The sequence below is a fragment of the Streptomyces sp. NPDC004838 genome (genome assembly GCF_053600955.1).
On sequence record NZ_JBSGAW010000003.1, the window covers coordinates 84,265 to 103,011 of the forward strand.

Here is an 18,747-nt window from a genome sequence, read left to right on the forward strand (position 1 = left end):
GTTCGGGCGCGGCCTGCCGGTCCCGTGGGTCCCCTCACGGCTTCTGCGTCGCGGACGGGGTCCAAGTGGCCCGTACGGCCCCGGAACCGGTGCGCACGGCTCGCCGCGCGCACCGGTTCATCGTCGTCCACCGGGCATCCGGATGTCCCGGTCCATGCCCGGTCGGCCGCCGCGGGACCGCCGTCTCGGAAGCCGGGGCACGGGATCGCCGGTTCACGGGCCGGGGCGGTCCCTCGGTCGTCGTCGTGGCGCGCGGGAAACCTTCCCTCAGGCAAACCGTGTTCCGTCGGTCATGCCCTGTTCCGTCGGTCATTCCCTGGTCGCCGCTACAGCCCGGTCGGAGACCGGCCCGGCCCGGTAAGCGCTACCGCTACCGCTTCGCCTTCCGGTTCGCCCGCAGCCACTCCCTGTTCATCGCGGTGATGGACGGGAGCGGAATGCCCTTGGGGCACGCGGTCGCGCACTCGCCGGTCAGGGTGCAGCCGCCGAAGCCCTCCTCGTCCATCGTCGCCACCATGTCGAGCACCCGGCTCTCCCGTTCGGGCGCTCCCTGCGGCAGCACGTTGAGGTGGTTGATCTTCGCCGACGTGAAGAGCATCGCCGAGCCGTTGGGACAGGCGGCGACGCAGGCTCCGCAGCCGATGCACTCGGCGTGCTCGAAGGCGTAGTCGGCGTCCGGCTTGGGGACCGGTGTCGCGTGGGCGTCCGGTGCCGCGCCCGTGGGTGCGGTGATGTAGCCGCCCGCCTGAATGATCCGGTCGAAGGCGGTCCGGTCGACCACCAGATCCTTGATGACCGGGAAGGCGGCGGCCCGCCACGGCTCGACGTCGATGGTGTCGCCGTCCTCGAAGGACCGCATATGCAGCTGGCAGGTGGTGGTGCGCTCGGGGCCGTGGGCGTCGCCGTTGATGACCAGACTGCACGCACCGCAGATGCCCTCGCGGCAGTCGTGGTCGAAGGCGACGGGGTCCTCGCCGCGGAGGGTGAGTTCCTCGTTGAGGGTGTCGAGCATCTCCAGGAACGACATGTCCGGGGAGATGCCGTCGACCTCGTAGGCGGCCATCGCGCCGGGGGCGTCGGCGCCGCTCTGGCGCCAGACGCGGAGGTTGAGCTTCATGCGTAGCTCCGCTGAGTGGGGTGGACGTACTCGAAGACGAGGGCTTCCTTGTGCAGGACGGGCGCACGCCGCTCCTCGGCGCCCTGTCCGCCCGAGGGCGGGCTCCAGGAACCCCCGAACTCCCAGACCGCGGCGTAGCCGAACTCGTCGTCCCTGCGGGCGGCTTCGCCGTCCGGGGTCTGGGACTCCTCCCGGAAGTGGCCGCCGCAGGACTCGGCGCGGTGGAGGGCGTCGAGGCACATCAGCTCGGCCAGCTCCAGATAGTCGATGATCCGGTTGGCCCTCTCCAGCGACTGGTTGAACTCCTCGCCGGTGCCGGGCACCTTAACGCGCCGCCAGAACTCCTCGCGGATCTCCGGGATGCGTGCGAGCGCCTTCCGCAGGCCCCCTTCCGTACGGGCCATCCCGCAGTACTCCCACATCAGTTCGCCGAGTTCGCGGTGGAAGGAGTCCGGGGTGCGGTCCCCGTCGACGGAGAGCAGCAGATTCAGCCGGTCCTGGGTCTCGGCGAGCGCTTCGGCGACGGCGGGGTGGGATTCGTCGGGCTTCTCCCCCAGCGGGGTGCGCGCGAGGTAGTCGCCGATGGTGGACGGGATGACGAAGTAGCCGTCGGCGAGTCCCTGCATCAGCGCGGAAGCGCCGAGCCGGTTCGCGCCGTGGTCGGAGAAGTTGGCCTCGCCGATGGCGAAGAGGCCGGGGATGGTGGTCTGGAGGTCGTAGTCGACCCAGAGTCCGCCCATCGTGTAGTGCACGGCGGGGTAGATCCGCATCGGGACCTCGTACGGGTTCTCCGCGGTGATGCGCTCGTACATGTCGAAGAGGTTGCCGTACTTCGCGGCGACCTCGTCACGGCCCATGCGCCGGATCGCGTCGGCGAAGTCGAGGTAGACGCCCTGTCCGCCGGGGCCGACCCCCCTGCCCTCGTCGCAGACGTTCTTCGCGGCGCGGGAGGCGATGTCCCGAGGGACGAGGTTGCCGAAGGAGGGGTAGATCCGTTCCAGATAGTAGTCGCGCTCCTCCTCGGGGATCTCGTTGGGCGGGCGGTCGTCGCCGTGCGCCTTGGGCACCCAGATCCGGCCGTCGTTGCGGAGCGACTCGCTCATGAGGGTGAGTTTGGACTGGTGGTCGCCGGTGCGCGGGATGCAGGTGGGGTGGATCTGGGTGAAGCAGGGGTTGGCGAAGTACGCGCCGCGGCGGTGGGCGCGCCAGATGGCGGTGGCGTTGGAGTTCATGGCGTTCGTCGAGAGGTAGAAGACGTTGCCGTAACCGCCGGTCGCCAGCACCACCGCGTCGGCGAAGTGGCTGGAGATCTCCCCGGTGACCAGATCGCGCGCCACGATCCCGCGCGCCCGCCCGTCGATCACGATCAGATCGAGCATCTCGGTGCGGGCGTGGATGTTGACGTTGCCCGCCGCGATCTGCCGGGAGAGCGCCTGGTAGGCCCCGAGCAGCAGTTGCTGTCCCGTCTGGCCGCGGGCGTAGAAGGTACGGGAGACCTGGACTCCGCCGAAGGAGCGGGTGTCGAGCAGCCCGCCGTACTCACGGGCGAAGGGGACGCCCTGCGCCACGCACTGGTCGATGATCTCGACGGAGATCTGGGCGAGGCGGTGAACGTTCGACTCGCGGGCCCGGAAGTCGCCGCCCTTGACGGTGTCGTAGAAGAGGCGGTGGATCGAGTCGCCGTCGTTGCGGTAGTTCTTGGCCGCGTTGATGCCGCCCTGGGCGGCGATGGAGTGGGCGCGGCGCGGTGAGTCCTGGTAACAGAACTGTTCGACGTGGTAGCCCTGTTCACCGAGGGTGGCGCCCGCCGCGCCGCCCGCGAGGCCGGTGCCGACGACGATGACGGTGTGTTTGCGGCGGTTGGCCGGGTTGACGAGCTTGGCCTCGAAGCGGCGGCGGTCCCATCGCTCGGCGATCGGGCCGTCCGGGGCCCTGGTGTCGGTGATCGGCGCGCCGACCTGGTACTCGGCGTAGTTCATTCAGCTCACCACTCCAAACATGACGGCGACGGGTACGGAGATGAAGCCCGCGGTCAGGACGAGAGCGAGGCCGTTGGCGATGACTTTGAGGGCCCGGTCGCGGGTGGCGCTGCCGACTCCGAGGGTCTGGGCGGCGCTCCAGAAGCCGTGGCGGACGTGCAGACCGACCGCGAGCATGGCGACGATGTAGATGACGTTGCCGTACCAGGTGGAGAAGGTGGCGACGACGTTCTCGTACGGACGGCCCGGCTGGGCGTTCTCGTTCACCGTCAGGGTGGTCAGATCGAGGATGTGCCACACGATGAAGAGGGCGACGATGATCCCGCCCCAGCGCATGGTGCGGGTCGCGTAGCCGGCGCGCCGGCGCCGGTGCACGTACTTGGCGGGGCGGGCCCTGATGTCCCGCCTGCTGAGCTGGTACGCGGAGACGGCGTGCGCCACGACGGCGGCGAGCAGCACGATCCGGACGAGCCAGAGCGCCCACTCCTGGTGGAGGACGGGCGCGCCCATGGTGCGGAGCCAGTGACCGTACGCGTTGAACTCGTCCGCGCCGAAGAACACCTTGAGGTTGCCCATCACATGGGCGACGAGATAGCCGAGCATGATCAGGCCGCTGACGGCCATGACGACCTTCTTGCCGACGGTCGATCCCCAGAAGGTGCGACTGGGTCGCTTGGCCGACGGTTTGTGGTCCGTCGGTCGCTGTTCCGTCCGCGTCCGCGTTTCCAGAGCCATGGGGGGAACGGTAGGACCGGAAGCGACCAGAGGTCCAAGACATGATCTGGCTGATCTCGATAGGCATGGCCTATGGTGCGAGCATGCAGCTCCAGCAGCTTCTCTACTTTGTGGCCGTGGCCGAGACCCGGCACTTCACGCATGCGGCCGAGCGGGTCCATGTCTCGCAGCCCTCGCTCTCCCAGCAGATCCGGGCGCTGGAGAGTGAGCTGGGGGCGGAGCTCTTCAGCCGGGCGCGGGGCAATATCGGGCTCACCGAGGCGGGTGAGGCGCTGCTGCCGCTGGCCCGCCGTATCCTCGCGGACGCGGATACGGCACGGCACGAGGTGCAGGAGCTGGCCCAGCTCCGCCGGGGCCGGGTGCGTCTCGGGGCGACGCCGAGCCTCTGCACCGGACTCCTGCCCGGTGTGCTGCGCGCCTTCCACGACCGCCATCCGGGCATCCGCCTCCTGATCGAGGAGGGCGGCTCGCACGATCTCGTACGGCAGCTGGCCCGTGGCGCGCTCGATCTCGCGCTGATCGTGCTGCCGCTGCCGCCGGGGTCTCCGGCCCTGACCACGGTCGAGCTGCTGAGGGAGGACCTCGTGGTGGTCTCCTCGACGTCCTCGAGGGCTCCGCGGCGGCCCGTGCGGATCGCTGATCTGCGCGATCAGCCGCTGGTGATGTTCCGCCACGGCTACGACCTGCGCGAACTGACCGTCGCGGCCTGCCGGGCCGAGGGATTCGAGCCCGGCTTCACGGTCGAGGGCGGCGAGATGGACGCGGTTCTCGGCTTCGTGCGGGCGGGTCTGGGCATGGCGGTCGTCCCCCGGATGGTCGCGGACGCTGCCGGCCCGGACCTGAGAGTGACCCCGCTGGCCCGTCCCGGCCTGCGCCGTACGATCGCGCTCGCCCATCGCAGCGATGTGGCTCCGCCACGGGCCGCACGGGAGTTGCAGCGGGTGCTGGTGGCGACGGCGCGTGTGGTGGCTCCGGACGTTTCGACGGAGGCCGCGGAGGCCGCCAGGGGCGCGGCGGGGCCGTGAGACGGGTCACGGCATACGGATGCGGGTCGGGTCGGGTCGGGTCGGCGTGACCGTGCGCCCGGTCGGCACGACCGTTCGCCCCGCCGTGGTGGTCGCTTTTCGCCCGCCGTGGCAGGGCACCGCCCGCGACCGGTTCATCGAACACCTGACGGGGGCACAGCACACACCCCCGCCTTACGAACCGGACCGGACCCCGCCCCATCGGGGGCACGGAGTCCGGGGCGGAGCCCTGTGGAGACACCCGCACGCGGGGTTCGCGGCACACACCCGGCCACCCCGCACCGACGACGGGGCACGGGCCCACCCGGCCCGGCCCGGCCCCGTCGTCGCTGCGGGGCACGGGCCGGCACGAGGGCGTGGGTCAGATCGCGTCCGCCAGGGAGAGCGCGTGGAGCTTGTCCGGCGGGCCCGGACGGGCGTAGTACCAGCCCTGAGCCGTGTCGCAGCCCAGCTCCCGGAGCTGGTTCGCCTGGACGCCGGTCTCCACGCCCTCCACCGTCACCGCCAGTTCCAGGCTGTGCGCCAGGGAGACGATGCCCTCCACGATCTTCAGGTCGACGGGGTCGACGGGCGCCTGCTGCATGCCCTTGGTGAAGGAACGGTCCAGCTTCAGCACGCTCACCGGCAGCCGGCGCAGGTTCGCGAGGTTGGAGTAGCCCGTTCCGAAGTCGTCGAGAGCGATGTCGACGCCCAGCTCCGCCAGCTGCCGCAGCGGCCGCAGAAGCGCCTCGTCCGCGCCTATCAGCGCCGACTCGGTGACCTCCAGGCAGAGCGCGCCGGGTGCCAGGCCCGCGCGCTCCAGGACGGCGACCGTGTCGGTGACGAGACCGGGGTGCTGAAGCTGAGTGGGTGAGAGGTTCACATTGATCCGAAGGGGAATCCCCTCAGCGTCGTGTTCCTGCCAGAATCTCGCCTGACGTACGGCTTCCTGAAGCACCCAGCGGCCCAGCGGCACGATCAGCCCGGTGTGCTCGGCGAGCGGAATGAACTGGTCCGGGCCGAGGACGCCGTGCTGCGGATGGGACCAGCGCACCAGCGCCTCCGCGCCATGGACGCTTCCGTCGCCCATGTGCACCAGCGGCTGGTACTCGATGAAGAACTCGCCGCGCTCCAGCGCCGCGGGCAGCGCGGTCGTCAGCCCGTGCCGGGTGATGGCGCGCGCGTCCAGTTCGGGGTCGGCCAGCTCGTAGCGGTTGCCGCCGGCCGACTTCGCGCGGTACATCGTGATGTCGGCGCTGCGCAGCACTTCCGCGGTGGTGCGCTCGGCCGCCGGACCCTCGACGATGCCGATGGATCCGCGGACGGTGAACTCCCGTCCGTCGACCCGGATCGGGGCCCCGAGCACGGAGAGGATCCGGGAGGCCAGTTCGGCGACCTCGTACTCGGTGTCGGGCCCGGTGGTCAGCGCCACGAACTCGTCGCCGCCGAGGCGCGCCACCATCTCGCCGGGGGCGGTGGCGCAGCTCTGGAGACGGTCGGCGACCTCGACGAGCAGCCGGTCGCCCGTGGCGTGACCGAGGCTGTCGTTGATGGCCTTGAAGCCGTCGAGGTCGAGGTAGCAGAGTCCGAAGCGGGAGTCCCCGCCGGCGGCCAGCGCCTTGTCCAGCCGCTCGAAGAAGAGGGTCCGGTTCGGCAGCCCGGTGAGCGCGTCGTGGGTGGCCTCGTACCGCAGACGCAGATTGAGGAGCCGCCGCTCCGTGGTGTCCTCCAGGAGGGCCAGCAGATACTGGGGCTCGCCTTCGGGGTCCCGCAGAAGGGACATCGTGAGATTGGTCCACAGGACGGTGCCGTCGTTGCGGAAGAACGGCTTCTCGACCCGGAAGTGCTCGCGTTCGCCGCGGATCAGCTCCCGGTAGAGCTGGCCGATGTGGGGCCGGTCCTCGGGGTGGGCCCACTCGGTGATCTTCTTGGCGCGCACATGGTGTTCGATGCCGCCGAACATCCTTGTCAGGGTCTCGTTGACCTCCAGTACGCAGCCTTCGAGATCGGCGATCCCTATGCCGATGGCGGCGCCTTCGAACACCGCGCGCAGCCGGGTCTCGGTGGCGTGCAGGGCGTGCACGGCGTCGGTGCGGGCCTGGAGCGAGGAGCGCGCTATGGCCTCCTGCTCGGCGAGCGTACGCTCCCGCAGGCCCTGCGCGAAGCCCGCGGCGATGGCGTGCTGGAGCCGGGCGCAGCGGGCTCGGCTCTCCTCCACGGAGAGTTCGGCGGGCCCGGCGTCGCCGCAGTACAGCACCAGGTAGGCGTCGACGACGCCGAGGGTGCGGCTGAGCGCCTCGGGGTCGGTGCAGTGCGCCTCGACGAGGGCCGCGCCGATTCGCTGGGCGGCCTGCGGATCGAAGGGGCGGGCGTGCAGAAACCGGCTCAACCCCCGTGCCAGCGGAAGCAGATGCTCCTCGACTTCGGCACGGGTGAGCGAGGTCGCCGTCACGGGAAAGACGGCACGGCTCCAAATGGTCGCGAAACGGCGGAGTCTGTCCTCAAGACCGTCCGGGTCCGCCGTGGGACCCGATGCCTGCGACGGCGTCATCACGCCCTGCGCCCCACCCCTGCGAAGCCTGAGAAGGCATATGGATCCTCCTGCTCGGCGGGGGTGTCCGGCCGCCAGTGCGGCATGGACACCAGTCCGGGCTCCACCATCTCGTACCCCTCGAAGAACCGAGCAATTTGCTCATGTGAACGCATGATCAGCGGATTGCGGATGTCACGGTAGACGCCCACCGCGTCCGCCGTCTGCTCCTCGGACACCGGAACACCGTCGTACGCGGCGTGGGTGATGACGATCAGACTTCCCGGCGCGAGAGCGTCCCGCAGTTCCCCCACCGCACCGTAGGGGTCGTCCGAGTCCTCGACAAAGTGGAGCACGGCGACCAGCAGAAGCGCCACCGGCCGCCGCAAATCGAGGAGTTCGTCCACTTCCTGGCTTTCGATGATCTGTCGTGGTTTGCGTAGATCCGCGGAGACGACGGCCGCCCGCCCGTTCGTCGCGAGCACGGCCCGGCCATGGGCGACGGCGACCGGATCGTGGTCGACATAGACGACGCGTGAGCCGGAGTTCGCCTTCTGAGCCACTTCATGGACATTTCCGAATGTCGGAATTCCGGAGCCGATGTCCAGGAACTGGGTGACACCCTCACTCACCGCGTAATTCACGGCGCGGCGCATGAACGCCCGGTTGGCCTGCATGATCTTGGGCAGGCCCGGCATGAACCGCATCGCCTTGCGGGCGGCTTCCCGGTCGACCTCGAAATTGTGCGATCCGCCCAAGTAGTAATCGTACATGCGGGACACGCTCGGCACCGATATGTCGATGCCCGGCGGGGCCCAGGCGGGACGCTCCATCGATGTCTCCAACCAAGTCGCCACAGAGTAAGTCCGGCCACGCGTATGGCCAGTGTTCGAGCCGAGGCTACTGATCGCCCGCCAATTGGGCGAGCCCAAACGGAAATTCGCGGTCCGTTCTTGGTCACACGCCACCGGCACGACAACCGGCCCGCCGTCACGCGGGGGGCGTGAGGCGGGCCGACTGGGCCGGAGGCGCTGCGTGGGGACTACTTAGGCGCTCCGACCGGCTTACCCTGCGGGGTTACCGCGAACCAGGTGCCGCCGACGCCCTGACCGTTGGTGTCACCGGGCTTGGCGTCACCCGCGAAGGTGTAGATCGGCCAGCAGTCGATCGTCTGCTGCTTGATTCCGTCGGGACGGTTGAAGGTGACAAAGCCCTTCTTCAGGATTCCCTTGGTGTCGTTCTTGTCCACGGGGGCGACAACCGGCCACTTCTTGAGGCAGTCGGCGGTGCAGGCCGTCTTCATCGGCCACGCGGAGTCCTTCATGAAGCGGTAGACGGTCATACCGTTCTTGTCGATGACGATCTCACCGAGCTTGGGGTCCTTACGGGTGGAGAGGCCCGCGAGGTCCGCGGGCTGGCCGCCGGCCGCCTCGCCGCCACCGCTACCGCCACCGGTGCCGTAGTCCCCGGCACCTGCCCCGTCTCCGGCTCCGGGGGCCGCGCCGCCGCCGGCCTTCTTGCCGTCGGGGGCCGAGGCGAACCAGGTGCCGCCGACGCCCTGACCCTTGGCGTCCCCGGCCTTGGTGTCCTGGGCGTAGCGGTACATCGGCCAGCCGCCGATGGTCAGCTGCTTGCTGCCGTCGGACCGGGTGACCTCGCCGATCAGCGAGGCGTCGATGCCGGGCGCGGCCGACGCGCCGCCCGCGGCCACGACGGGCCATGCCTTCGCGCAGTCGCCATCGCAATTGGACTTCGGAGGGGAGGCGGTGTCCTTGTCGAAGCGGTAGAGCGTGAGACCGGCGCTGTCGGTGACGACCTTGCCGAGTTCGGGGCTGTTCCACACGGCCAGCTGGCCGGCGGGCTTGGCGGCCGTACCCTGGGCGTTGGCGCCCCCCGAGCCGTAGTCGCCGTAGCCGCCGTTTCCGGGCTGTGCCGGGTTGGCGGCGCCGACCGACTGGCCCGTGTTCTCGCTGCCCTTGTCCTGACCGCACGCCGTCGTCAGCGCGAGTACGGCCGCCGCAGTCACCGCGAGCGAGGCGTTCCGCCAGGTGTTCATGTCCACTCCTGAAGTCCATCAAGCCTGTTGCGGCGCCCGGGTGCGCCGTTCATGGCCCTAGGTACGGACACCGGACGGCGATGTGTTCAACAGGGGTGAAAGAATTTTTCGAGGGCCCGGTTCGCGGCTGTCCGGGCAGCTGACGGAGCCACAGGTCACGGGCCGTCAGAAGTCGTATCGGTCCGATCACACGGATGGATCACCGCGGGTGGCCGCGACCACCCGTTCGCCCTTCCCTTCTCGCCGCTCCCGCCGCGCTCACTTAGCGTGCCCATAGCCGTCCGAAAAGAAGAAAAAAGGGAGAATCCATGGGCGAGGACCGCAAAGGCCCGGAGTGGAGGAAGCGCTCGCTCTGGGGCGCGCTGGCCCTGGTGGTGCTCACGGGCATCGCGCTGATGAAGGACGGGGTCGACGCCGCCCTGGGGCCGTCCCAGCCCGCTGCCGCCGCGGCGGCACGCGAACGTCCGAGCGGCGAGACGTTCGGCCCGGTCACCGCGCCGAAGCCGCTGGAGTTCGCGCGTGCGGAGCGGGTGCGGATCCCGTCGATCAACGTGGACGCCCCGGTCATGAACGTCGGACTCGACCGCGCCGACCGGATCGAGGTGCCTCCGTTCGGGGACTCCAATATGACCGGCTGGTACCAGAACGGCGTCTCCCCCGGCCAGCGCGGTACGTCGGTCGTCGTCGGCCGTGTCGTCAATGTCCAGGGGCCCGCCGTCTTCCATGACCTCGGATCCCTCCGCGAGGGCCGCCATATCGAGGTGTCGCGGCGCGACGGGAAGACCGTCGTATTCGAGGTGTACGGCGTCGAGGCCCGCTCCGGCGGGGGCTGCCCCGGCCCGCGGGGGTACAAGGAGACAGGGCGGGCCGAACTACGGCTGATCACCTGCGGCGCGGGCTCCTCCAAGGCGGACGGCCCCAAGGAGCACGTCGTCGTCCTCGCCCGGATGGTCAAGTCCCGCTGACCCGCACCGCGCTCCTCACCCGGCTCCTGCTCCCCCGCCGTCCCGCGTTCCTCACCCGCCCTTCGCCTCCCTCGGCGTCCGGCCGGCCGTCACGTTCCGCCGGGCGGGACCGGCCGGGCCCGCTCCCCACCGTCCACCCGTACGGCCCGCCGCGCGCGGTCCTGGCTCAGCGGGTCGGCACGGTGATCCGGTACCCGGCCTCCAGCAGTTTGGGCAGATAGGCGCGCAGCGCCGCCACGCTCTGCGAACGGTTGCCGCCCGCGTCGTGCGAGAGCACCACCACACCGGGCCCCGCGCCGTCCACGACCCGGCGCACGATCTTCTTGGTGCCCGGCTCGGTCCAGTCAAGCGTGTCGACCGTCCAGGCCAGCGGCTCCATGCCCAGCTCCGCGCCGATCTCGAACGAGAGCCTGTTCCAGGCCCCGTAGGGAGCCCGGTACCACAGGGGCGGCTCGCGCAGCACCTTGTCGACCGCCTCGCTCGTACGGCCCAGTTCGCCGCGGATCCGGGACGGCGACAGCCGCGGGATCAGCGGGTGCGACCAGGAGTGGTTGCCGACGACATGGCCTTCGTCGCCCATCCGCCGCAGCAGGTCCTTGTTCCCGGCGACCATCTCTCCGCAGACGAAGAACATCGCCGGCACGCCGTACTGGCCCAGGATGTCCAGCACATCCGGCGTGTAGCGGCGGTCGGGCCCGTCGTCGAAGGTCAGCACCATGGCCCGGCCCGTCTCGGGGAGCTTCAGGAAGGGCTGCCGACGCACCGGCGGCCGTGCCCGGCGCACCGGCGCCGGCTGTTGCGCCGTCATGGGCCGCAGCCGGTAGGCCGACCCCTGCGGCGGGGCGTTCCCGGCGGGCCGGGGCCCGCTGCCCGGCCGGGGACCACCGGCCGGGACCGGCGCACCACCGCCCGGCCCGGGCGTGGCGGCCTTCTCGGCGGCGGACCCGCCGACGGAGGGCCTTTCCGTGACGAGCAGCCCCGCCGTGACGACCGCGCCGAAGCAGGCGGCGATGCGGAGCACGGACCGGCGGTCCGGCGGCGTCTGATCCTTCTTCATGACCAACTGCTCGCACGATCGGTGTGCCGAAACGCTCATCAACACTCTCGATCGGGCGAAAACACCCCGATGAGAGCAGTCGAACAGGTCACCGATCAGGTACGGCGGACCAGCGGGAACGGCAGGGTCTCGCGGATCGTGAGCCCGGTGAGGAACATGACGATCCGGTCGACCCCGATGCCGAGCCCACCGGTCGGCGGCATCGCGTACTCCAGCGCGTCGAGGAAGTCCTCGTCCAGCTCCATCGCCTCCGGGTCGCCGCCGGCCGCCAGCAGTGACTGCGCGGTGAGCCTGCGCCGCTGCTCCACGGGGTCGGTCAGCTCCGAGTACGCCGTGCCCAGCTCGGTACCGAAGGCGACGAGGTCCCAGCGTTCGGCGAGCCGCGGATCGCGGCGGTGCTGGCGGGTCAGCGGGGAGACGTCGGTGGGGAAGTCCTTGTAGAAGGTGGGCAGCAGGGTGCGCTCCTCGACCAGCCGCTCGTACATCTCCAGCACCACATCGCCTCGGGTGGCCGCGGGCTCGTGCGGCACCCCCGCCCGGTCGCAGTGACGGCGCAGCACCGCTTCCTCCGTGTCGGCGTCGACCTCCTCGCCGAGGGCCTCGGACACCGCGCCGTACAGGGTCTTCACCGGCCAGGGTCCGGAGATGTCATGGGCGACGAGTCTGCCGTCGGGCCCCGCCCGGTGCGCGACGGGCGAGCCGAAGGCCGCGGTGGCCGCGCCCTGGATGAGTTCGCGGGTCAGATCGAGCATGACGTCGTAGTCCGCGAACGCCTGGTACGCCTCCAGCATCGTGAACTCGGGGTTGTGCTTGTAGGAGACGCCTTCGTTGCGGAAGGTCCGGCCCATCTCGAAGACCTTCTCCAGGCCGCCGACGCAGAGCCGCTTCAGATACAGCTCGGGGGCGATGCGCAGATAGAGATCGAGGTCGTAGGCGTTGATGTGGGTGGTGAAGGGGCGGGCGTTCGCGCCGCCGTGGATCTGCTGGAGGATCGGCGTCTCGACCTCCAGATAACCCCGGTCGAGGAGCCCCTGCCGCAGTGCCTGGATCGCGGCGGCACGCTGCCGTACGACATCGCGCGCGCCCTGGCTCGCCACCAGGTCCAGATAGCGGTGGCGGACGCGGGCCTCGGGGTCGGCGAGTCCGTGCCGTTTGTGGGGCAGGGGGCGCAGGCACTTCCCGGTGAGCTGCCATCCGGTCACGAACACCGACGGCTCGCCCTTGTCGCTGACGCCGATCGTGCCGGTGGCGGTGATGTGGTCGCCCAGGTCGATGCCGGAGGTGAAGCTCTTGAGCATCTCGGGCCCGCAGCGGTCGCGGGTGAGGGCGATCTGGAGGTCGCCGGACCAGTCGCGCAGTACGGAGAAGACGACGCCGCCGAAGTCGCGTACGGCCATGACCCGGCCGGCGACGGTCGCGGTCTGTCCCGTGCGCGCGTCATGGGCGGCGCGGATCTCGGCGAGGGTGCCGGTGCGGCGGGCGGTGGCGACGGGGTACGGGTCGACCCCGGCCTCGCGCAGGCGCTCCAGCTTGCGGTGGCGGATCCGGGTCTGCTCGGGGAGCACCGGCTCCCCCGGCGTTCCGGGCTCTTCGGGCCCGGGGAGGGCGAGGGCTTCGATGGAGGGCAGTCCCGCGGTGCTGACGGGGCCGGCGGTGAGGCTCCCTGCGTGGCCCCTGCCCCAGAGGTCGCGAAGGCTCGGCACGGAGACGAAGCCCTCGGCGATCCCGGAGGCCAGCCCGACGCGGGCGAGGGAGCCGGCGTCCCCGTAACAGAGGAAGCGGGGATACCAGTCGGGCTGGTACTTCACATTCGACCGGTACAGGGCCTCCAGCTGCCACCACCGGGAGAAGAAGAGCAGCAGTCCCCGCCACATCCGCAGGACGGGGCCCGCCCCGATCCGGGCGCCCTCCTCGAAGGCGGAGCGGAACACGGCGAAGTTCAGGGAGATCCGGCGGACGCCGATCTTGGCCGCCTGCGCGCAGACCTCGGCGACCATGAACTCCATCACGCCGTTGGGCGCGGCGCGGTCGCGGCGCATCAGATCGAGGGAGATGCCGTCGCGGCCCCAGGGGACGAAGGAGAGCAGGGCGATCAGTCCGCCGTCGGCGTCGAACGCCTCGACGAGGAGACAGTCTCCGTCGGCGGGGTCGCCGAGCCGGTCGAGCGCCATGGAGAAGCCGCGTTCGGTCTCGGTGTCGCGCCAGGCGTCCGCCCGCTCGACGATGAGGCGCATCTCGTCGTCGGTCAGCGCGGAGTGACGGCGGACGCGTACCGTGGCCCCGGTCCGCCGTACCCGGTTCACCGCCTGCCGGGTCACTCGCATGTCCCGGCCTGCGAGGTCGAAGCGGGCCACGTGCAGGATCGCCTCGTCGCCGAGCTGGATCGCGCCGAGCCCGGAGCGGGCGTAGACCTTGGCGCCCTCCTCGGACGCGCCCATCACCGCCGGGGCCCAGGCGTAGCGTCTGGCGACGTCCAGCCACGCGTCGATGGCCGGCCCCCATGCCTCCGGGTCCCCGATGGGGTCACCGCTGGCGAGGGCGACGCCGGCTTCGACGCGGTAGGTGACCGCGCCCTTGCCGCTGGGCGAGAAGACGACGGCCTTGTCCCGGCGGGTGGCGAAGTAGCCGAGCGAGTCCCGGTGGCCGTACGCGCCGAGCAGCGCGCGGATACGGGCCTCCTCGTCGCCGTGCAGCGCGGCCTCCATGCGCTGGGAGCGGAAGAGGCTCGCCGCGGCGGCGAGCAGGGCGATCGCGCCGAACAGGCCGAGGAGGAAGAAGAGGAAGCGGGCCGGCCGGCCGTCGAACGCCTCGGTCGACACGAGTCCGCCGAGGACGCGGTTGGCGGCCCACAGCAGCCGCTGGGACCGGGGCAGGCCGCCGGGGAACAGTTCGACGAGGACCCACCCGACGAGGATTCCGGCGACGAGTCCGAGGACCAGGACGAGGAGCGCCCGCCGGAACGCCCCGCGCCGGGTCAGGGCGTAGAACTGTCCGCGCGCCACCACCAGAACCGTCAGGGCGACGGCGCAGAAGACCAGATTGGCGATCCAGATCCACTCCACGACGAAGACCAGCAGCAGCGCGTCGGCGAAGACCAGCAGGGCGAGATAGCCGACGACCAGCCGCCACGCGGTCTTCTTGCGGGCGCCCACGGCCGCGGCGAGCAGCAGCAGGAAGACGGCGTAGGCGAGGTTCGCGCTGACGGGCACGACGACCACGTCGAGGAATCGGGTGACCGGGCGGAGCAGTACGCGCAAGGGCGGAATGAGCGCGATGGCCGCGCAGTACACCCCGAGCAGACCGAAGATCATCGCGAACGCGCCGGGCACTCTGCTCATCCAGTGGCCGCGGACCGATGTGGGCTCCTCCACCGTGACGCTCATGATCAGACTCTAAAGAGACCACGGCCGACTCGCCTGTTGGAGCGGTCAGGGCCTGTCTGATGGATCAGGCTGGATCAGTGAGCGGGGTCTGTTGCCGTGGATCGCGAGGCGCAGGAGGGAGCCCATGCGGTGGGGGCACCTCCCGGGCCACCAGGCCCAGGATGGGGGTACCTCCCGGGCCACCAGGCCCAGGATGGGGGTACCTCCCGGGCCACCAGGCCCAGGATGGGGGTACCTCCCGGGCCGCCAGGCCCAGGGGGAAGGTGCCAGGCCACGCGAGCCCAGCAGGATCCATCAGATAGGACCTAACCTCGATGGTGTGGAAGAGCAGCCTCAGCGTTTCGAGCGCGGGACCGACGGCCCGAAGGTCATCGTGGCCGGTGTGGACGGATCGGACTCGTCGCTGCGCGCGGTGGCGTACGCGAGTGGTCTCGCCCGGCGGCAGAACGCGCTGCTCGCCATCGTCTACGTCCAGCCGGTGATGCCGTCGGGCGCGGCGCTCGGGGCGCCGGTGACGGACACCACCGGGGAGATCGCGGAGGGGCTGGTCGCCGAGATCCGGGCGGCGACCGAACAGGTGCGGGGGATCTGGGACATCCGCTGGGAGTTCCATACGTTTCCCGGTGATCCGTACTCCGGTCTGGTCAGCGCGGCGGACGAACTGACGGCGGACGCTGTGGTGGTGGGCCTGTCCGAGTCGGCTGGGCATCGTTTCATCGGCTCGGTGGCGGTGCGCCTGGTCAGGGCCGGGCGCTGGCCGGTGACGGTGGTGCCGTGACGCGGGACAGGGGTCACGGGCGGACGGTGGGGGCGGGCCCGGCGCGCCGGGCCGTCGTGGACCCGGCCGCCGTGGACCCGGCCGTCGCGAACCGAGCAGCTGTGGACCCGGCCGCCGTGAACCGGGCCGTCACGAACCGAGCCGCCGCGAGCTGAAACGCCCCGCGCGCGGTCGCCGCGCGCCGGGCCCGGCTCAGCGCCCCATGGTGAGTCCGTCCTTCGCGGCGCCCCGGCCGAGGACCGCCTCGCTGATCGACTTCTGCGCGTCGCGGTAGTCGGTCCGGCCCGCGTTCCGCGCCAGCGCGTCCGGCAGATTGACGACCCGCCCGGCCCCCGTGTCCATCAGCTGCGGGATGAACTCCGCCTTCCGCACCTCCCAGCGCCGCCCCGGCCGATCCGGCTGCGCGAAGGTGAACCGGCCGATGGTGCCCTGATTGCCGCGCGGGTCGTGCCGGCCCGAGCCGTCGTCCATGACGCCGGCGATCTGGTCGCCCATGCCGTAGATCACCCAGGTGCCGTTGACCTTCTCGTACGCCTGCGGGACATGCGCGTGGGTGCCGAGGATCAGATCGATGTCGGGGCGTCCTCCGGTCGTCGACGCGGTGAGGCTCCTGGCCAGGCTGAGCTGCTGTTCATCGGGATCGGTCTGCCACTCCGTGCCCCAGTGAAGGCTGACGACGACCACGTCCGCTCCGGCCTTCCTGGCGGCGCGGGCGTCGCTGACGATCTTCTGCTCGTCGATGAGGGAGACCGCCCAGGGCCTCCCCTCGGGGAACGGGCGGTCGTTGGTGCCGTAGGTGTACGCCAGTTGGGCAATCCTGGCACCGCCCGCTTTCAGCCAGGCGGGGGTGGTCGCCTCGGCGGCCGTGCGAGCGGAGCCGTTGTGTCTGACACCGGCCGTGTCCAGGGCGTCGAGGGTGCGCCTGATCCCGTCGGCGCCGTCGTCGAGGGAGTGGTTGGAGGCGGTGGAACAGGCGTCGTAGCCGGTCGAGGCGAGCGCGCGGGCGATCTGCGGCGGTGAGGTGAAGAGGGGGTAGCCGCTGTAGTCGCCCTTCTCGCCGTACACCGTCTCCATGTGGCAGATCGCCACATCCGCCCGCGAGACGACCGAGCGGACTCCCGCGAGCATCGGCCGGAAATCGTAGTCGTCCGCCCCCGAGCCCGTCTTCGCCTGGCGCATGACCGAGTCGTGCGGCAGGACGTCACCGCTCGCGACGAGGGTGAATCCGCGCTCCGGGTGCGGGCCGCCCACGGCGGAGGGCTCGGACGGCCCGGCGGCCCGCGAGCCCGGAAGAGCCTGGTCGGCGTCGGTCCCGGAGCAGGCGGCGACGGCCCCGAGGAGGAGGGCGGCGGCCGTGGCCGTTCCGTATCGCTTGCAACGTCCCATGAGCGACTCCCTACGAGTGCAAACAGATTTCGATACGACAATCCGAAATGCACAGGGTGGATCGTCCGGGATCAAGCGACACGTCGAGCCGATCACCGGAACGGACCCGCCCGATCCGGCCGCCCTCCGTTCATCGGCCCGTTTCCCCGGCCGTCCGACCGGCCGACCGCTCACCGCACCACTCACCGCTTCGAGCGACCACTCACCGAGGACCGGGGCGATCCGGCTGTCGCTCCGGGTCCGGATGGGTTCGTATACGCCACACAGCCCCCGCAGGAGAGCGACCCATCGGATCTGTGACGACCGCACGAAAGGGTGTTGGCCATGGCGACGGCGACCGTGACCGTTTCCCCGACCACCGACGAGCGGGCCATCGTGGACCTGCAACGCGAACACGGCCCCGCTCTGCTCAGTTTTCTCCAGGGGCTGACCTACGGGGATCAGCAGCGCGCCGAGGATCTGCTCCAGGAGACGCTCGTACGGGCCTGGCAGCATCCGGAGGCGTTCCACGGCCCGTACGAGTCGATGCGGCCCTGGCTCTTCACCGTCGGCCGCCGCCTCGCGATCGACGCCCGCCGTTCCCGGCTCGCCCGTCCCGCCGAGATCGGCGACGGTGTGCTGGCCACCACCCCCGATCCCTCGGACATCACCGAGACCTCCGTGGCGGCGCTCGACGTCCGCGCGGCGGTCGCGTCGCTGAGCCCCGACCACCGGGCGGTGCTGGTCCGGATCTACTTCCAGGGGCTGAGCGTGAGCGAGGCCGCGGAATCGCTCGGCATACCGCCGGGGACCGTCAAGTCGCGCACGTACTACGCGCTCCGCGCGCTCGCCCGCTGCCTCCCCGGCTACACGCGCTCGCACCGGACGGCCGGCTGACCCCCGTCTCCCCACCGCGTCGGAGCCTCTGCCCCTCACTTGTGATCACCGGATCACCACGCGCGTCCCGGACGCCCCGCCGGTCTCGCCGCCCTCTGTGGCCACGGCGAAGGGGCCGGAGTATGCGAAACGTCACGGTGAAGTTGAGTAAAGACGCGCCCGTGACCGTGTCACTCGGTGGAGGCTCATGACCGAGTCGACACGCAGTCGTCCGGAAGAAGGTGGGAAGGTGCAGCCCGAGAGCACGAACGACACCAGCGGAGAAGCGCTGGCAATCCCGATGGCATGGCTGTGCGCCGAGTACATCGCCGACGAGATGCTCCGCACGGGCGCTCTCGTGGAGAGCGGCTCCCTGGAGTACCGGGCGGGCCGGGAGACGCTGGCGCTGACCATCTATCTCTGCGACAACTCCGACGAACTCGCGGGCGCGCGGGCGGTGGCCAGGATCGAGGAGTGGCTGAACCTCACCTCGTACGGCCATCCCTGGCCGGAGTGGGTACGGCAGCGGCTGGCTCTCCGTGAGGAGCGCGAGCGCGGACTCGGCGGCAGACCCGATCCCGATCTGGCGCTGGCGAAGGACTCCTGGAGATGGCTGGGGCGGACCGAGCTGCTCGCCGCCGATCTGGGCGGCTCGGAACCGTGGCACTCCGCGAATCCGCTGGATCTGAGCGTGGACGAGTCCGAGAAGACATGGACGCCGGCCTGGGAGCTGGGGCTGCCGCTGGGCCATCTGTCGATCCATCTGTTCTGACCCGGTGGCCCGGCGTGCCGGAGACCCGATCGGCACGGAGACCCGATCGGCACGGAGACCCGATCGGCACGGAGACCCGATCGGCACGGAGACCCGATCGATACGGAGACCCGATCGGCCAGGAGATCCA

The 18,747-nt window shown here is 70.7% G+C and carries 14 protein-coding genes; 5 read left to right on the forward strand and 9 right to left on the reverse strand.

From position 1 onward, the window contains the following. Positions 1 to 370: 370 nt before the first annotated feature. From ACWEFL_RS04980 to ACWEFL_RS04990, 3 genes are read right to left on the reverse strand one after another with little or no spacing between them, the layout of a single operon-like run. The gene (locus ACWEFL_RS04980; protein ID WP_451707539.1) at positions 371 to 1,117 is read right to left on the reverse strand and encodes a succinate dehydrogenase/fumarate reductase iron-sulfur subunit; all 747 of its coding nucleotides are present in this window, start codon (positions 1,115 to 1,117) and stop codon (positions 371 to 373) included. Beyond that, positions 1,114 to 3,096 carry a fumarate reductase/succinate dehydrogenase flavoprotein subunit gene (locus tag ACWEFL_RS04985; protein ID WP_451707542.1) on the reverse strand — a complete coding sequence of 661 codons (1,983 nt, stop codon included), beginning with the start codon at positions 3,094 to 3,096 and terminating at the stop codon, positions 1,114 to 1,116. Before ACWEFL_RS04985 ends, ACWEFL_RS04980 begins: the two co-directional genes overlap by 4 nt. Beyond that, positions 3,097 to 3,831, reverse strand: a complete 735-nt coding sequence (locus ACWEFL_RS04990; protein WP_451707544.1) for a succinate dehydrogenase — start codon at positions 3,829 to 3,831, stop codon at positions 3,097 to 3,099. An 83-nt stretch (positions 3,832 to 3,914) separates the two neighbouring features. Here ACWEFL_RS04990 and ACWEFL_RS04995 point away from each other — a divergent pair, with 83 nt between their 5' ends. After that, positions 3,915 to 4,856: a LysR family transcriptional regulator gene (locus ACWEFL_RS04995; protein ID WP_451708091.1), complete on the forward strand. Its 942-nt coding sequence runs from the start codon at positions 3,915 to 3,917 to the stop codon at positions 4,854 to 4,856. 361 nt (positions 4,857 to 5,217) lie between these two features. On the opposite strand, the gene ACWEFL_RS05000 is transcribed toward ACWEFL_RS04995, so the two are convergent. The 3 genes from ACWEFL_RS05000 to ACWEFL_RS05010 form a co-directional block, all read right to left on the reverse strand. After that, entirely contained in the window at positions 5,218 to 7,386 is a 2,169-nt protein-coding gene (locus tag ACWEFL_RS05000; protein ID WP_451708094.1) for a putative bifunctional diguanylate cyclase/phosphodiesterase, read from the reverse strand. Further along, entirely contained in the window at positions 7,386 to 8,138 is a 753-nt protein-coding gene (locus tag ACWEFL_RS05005) for an SAM-dependent methyltransferase (RefSeq protein WP_451707546.1), read from the reverse strand. The genes ACWEFL_RS05000 and ACWEFL_RS05005 overlap by 1 nt, the downstream gene beginning before the upstream one ends. Before the next feature lie 269 nt (positions 8,139 to 8,407). After that, the gene (locus tag ACWEFL_RS05010) at positions 8,408 to 9,421 is read right to left on the reverse strand and encodes an SCO0930 family lipoprotein (protein ID WP_451707549.1); all 1,014 of its coding nucleotides are present in this window, start codon (positions 9,419 to 9,421) and stop codon (positions 8,408 to 8,410) included. Positions 9,422 to 9,729: 308 nt separating this feature from the next. Here ACWEFL_RS05010 and ACWEFL_RS05015 point away from each other — a divergent pair, with 308 nt between their 5' ends. Further along, a complete protein-coding gene (locus ACWEFL_RS05015) occupies positions 9,730 to 10,386 on the forward strand; it encodes a sortase domain-containing protein (protein ID WP_451707552.1) in 657 nt (218 codons plus the stop codon). A 166-nt stretch (positions 10,387 to 10,552) separates the two neighbouring features. Here the strand turns inward: ACWEFL_RS05015 and ACWEFL_RS05020 are convergent, their stop codons facing one another. Continuing rightward, the gene (locus tag ACWEFL_RS05020) at positions 10,553 to 11,443 is read right to left on the reverse strand and encodes a polysaccharide deacetylase family protein (protein WP_451707555.1); all 891 of its coding nucleotides are present in this window, start codon (positions 11,441 to 11,443) and stop codon (positions 10,553 to 10,555) included. A 95-nt stretch (positions 11,444 to 11,538) separates the two neighbouring features. Further along, a complete protein-coding gene (gene lysX / locus ACWEFL_RS05025; RefSeq protein WP_451707558.1) occupies positions 11,539 to 14,826 on the reverse strand; it encodes a bifunctional lysylphosphatidylglycerol synthetase/lysine--tRNA ligase LysX in 3,288 nt (1,095 codons plus the stop codon). 319 nt (positions 14,827 to 15,145) lie between these two features. Between lysX and ACWEFL_RS05030 the strand changes: the two genes are divergently transcribed. Further along, on the forward strand, positions 15,146 to 15,604 hold the full coding sequence (locus ACWEFL_RS05030) for a universal stress protein (RefSeq protein ID WP_451707560.1): 459 nt from the start codon (positions 15,146 to 15,148) through the stop codon (positions 15,602 to 15,604). Positions 15,605 to 15,796: 192 nt separating this feature from the next. On the opposite strand, the gene ACWEFL_RS05035 is transcribed toward ACWEFL_RS05030, so the two are convergent. Beyond that, positions 15,797 to 16,990, reverse strand: a complete 1,194-nt coding sequence (locus ACWEFL_RS05035) for a CapA family protein (RefSeq protein WP_451707562.1) — start codon at positions 16,988 to 16,990, stop codon at positions 15,797 to 15,799. A gap of 324 nt (positions 16,991 to 17,314) precedes the next feature. Between ACWEFL_RS05035 and ACWEFL_RS05040 the strand changes: the two genes are divergently transcribed. Both ACWEFL_RS05040 and ACWEFL_RS05045 read left to right on the forward strand, forming a co-directional pair. Then, complete coding sequence (locus ACWEFL_RS05040; RefSeq protein ID WP_451707565.1) at positions 17,315 to 17,866, forward strand: sigma-70 family RNA polymerase sigma factor; 552 nt, start codon at positions 17,315 to 17,317, stop codon at positions 17,864 to 17,866. Between the two features lie 229 nt (positions 17,867 to 18,095). Beyond that, a complete protein-coding gene (locus ACWEFL_RS05045) occupies positions 18,096 to 18,617 on the forward strand; it encodes a hypothetical protein (RefSeq protein ID WP_451707568.1) in 522 nt (173 codons plus the stop codon). Positions 18,618 to 18,747 lie beyond the last annotated feature (130 nt).